The organism is Micromonospora sp. NPDC048040 (assembly GCF_055587185.1).
Map to the genome: position 1 here is coordinate 1 of NZ_JBVJGT010000142.1, position 1553 is coordinate 1553.

Annotated in this window: 1 protein-coding gene; it reads right to left on the reverse strand. The window is 68.6% G+C overall.

Annotated features, from left to right (window positions below; all coding sequences use genetic code 11):
• Positions 1-33: 33 nt before the first annotated feature.
• Positions 34-1433, reverse strand: a protein-coding gene (locus ACZ6O2_RS36510; protein WP_466026219.1) for an IS3 family transposase whose coding sequence is annotated in 2 segments (ribosomal slippage) — positions 34-1100 and positions 1100-1433 — 1401 coding nt in all. Because the reading frame shifts where the segments join, the coding sequence is not laid out codon by codon here.
• Positions 1434-1553: the final 120 nt, after the last annotated feature.

Genomic DNA, 1553 nt, shown 5'->3' on the forward strand with positions numbered 1-1553 from the left:
CGGAACGTGTCAAGGGATTGAGGCCAACGGGAGTTAAGCGGCTTGTCGTTGCGGTTCGGGCTTGTTGATCCAGACCTGCTCGGGCAGGTCGAGGATCTTGGGCAGGGGCCGGGTGGTGCCGAACCGTTCCGGGTGCGCCGTCCGGGCTGCGGCGAGGGTGTCCTCGCGGTTGGCGCGGACGGTGTGGTGACGGCTGTGGTGGACGTCGGCGGGGGTGTGCAGGCCGATCCCGGAGTGCCGGTGGGCGTGGTTGTACCAGGTCACGAAGTCGTTCATGAACGCCCGCGCGTGGGTGAGGGACGCGAACCGGTCCGGGAAGACTGGCGCGTACTTCAACGTCTTGAACCAGGCCTCGCTGTACGGGTTGTCGTTGGACACCTTCGGCCGGGAGTGTGAGCGAGTGACATCGAGGTCTTCGAGCAGGTCAGCCACCGATTTCGACGTCATCGACGTGCCGCGGTCGGCGTGCACGACGTGCGGGATGCCATGGACACCGAACACCTCGCGCATCATCGACTCGGCAAGGGGGCCGGACTCGCGGGCGTGCACACGGGCACCCACGATGTACCGGGAGTAGATGTCGATCATCACGTAGGCGTCGTAGTAGACGCCCTTCGCCGGTCCGGCCAGCTTGGTTATGTCCCAGGTGTAAACCTGCCGCGGCGCGTCAGCGACCAACTCGGGACGCCGGCGGGCCGGGTGCCGGGCCAGCCGGCGACGCTCGCGAACCTGCGCGTGCTCGCGAAGAACCCGATACATGGTGGCGATCGAACCGACGTACACGCCCTGGTCCAGCAGCGCCGCGTAGATCTGGGCCGGGGCCGCGTCGACGAACTCCGGACTGTTCAACAGGCGCAGAACCTGCTCGCGTTCGGCCGAGGTGAGCGCGTTCGCCGGCGCTCGCCGCACCGGCGGGGCCGATGTCGGCCGCCGCCGGTCGCGTTCGGCGCTGGACCGGGCGATCCCGGTCAGCCGCTTCGCGTCCCGCGTCGTGACCCTCGCGCTGGTCAGCGCATGATAGGCGGCCATCAGCGCCTGCCGAGCCCGAACACGTCCGGACCGTCCGGCTCGCTCCTGGAGATGTCCTCCAAGAGCTCGCGCGCTTTTCCCATGATCGTCAACGCCGTCTCGGTCCGCGCCAGCTTCGCCTGCGCCAACTCCAGCTCACGGCGCAACCGGGCGATCTCGGCCTGCTCCGCCGACGGCCTCCCGACCGTCTCCCCAGCCGGCTTGCCCTGCAACAGACCCGCGTCCCGAGCCCGGCGCCACTCCGACATCAACGACGAGTACAAGCCCTCACGCCGCAGAAACGCACCGCCCTCACCAGCCGCGACGGCCTGCTCATACGCGGCCAGCAGCTCCAGCTTCTGCCCCGGCGTGAACGACCGGCGCGCCCGCGGCCCGCCCGAACGCGGACCCTTCTTGCGACTCATGACCCCATCCTGGGCCGTCGCGACGTCAACAGCAGCATTCAACGCTTCTCGATCCTGAACTCGCCCTGTCCGGCGGACTTGCTATGAGCCGCTGGCCTCAACTCACCCTGACAGACAGGG